The 336-nt window shown below is 60.1% G+C and carries 1 protein-coding gene; it reads left to right on the top strand.

All coding sequences use genetic code 11. From position 1 onward, the window contains the following. A partial coding sequence (locus tag ALO43_RS09265; protein ID WP_157062277.1) for an alpha/beta fold hydrolase occupies window positions 1-308 on the top strand: 308 nt, incomplete at its 5' end. Window positions 309-336: the final 28 nt, after the last annotated feature.

Here is a 336-nt window from a genome sequence, read left to right on the forward strand (position 1 = left end):
CGTCCGGCAAGCTGGGCTATTACTGGCAATTGTTCGCGGGCATGGGCTGGACCAGCATTCACTGGCTGCACAAGGTTCACCAGCCGACCCTGGTTCTGGCCGGTGATGACGACCCGCTGATTCCGCTGGTGAATATGCGCCTGTTGGCCTGGCGAATACCCAATGCCCAGCTACACATCATCGATGACGGGCATTTGTTCCTGATCACGCGTGCCGAAGCCGTGGCACCGATCATCATGGGTTTTCTGCAACAGGAACGGCAGCGCGCAGTCATGCACCCGCAGCCAACGCCGCCCAGAACGCGCTGATAGCGCCAGCACGCCCGTTAATGTGAAC

The organism is Pseudomonas tremae, assembly GCF_001401155.1.
Lineage (GTDB): Bacteria > Pseudomonadota > Gammaproteobacteria > Pseudomonadales > Pseudomonadaceae > Aquipseudomonas > Aquipseudomonas tremae.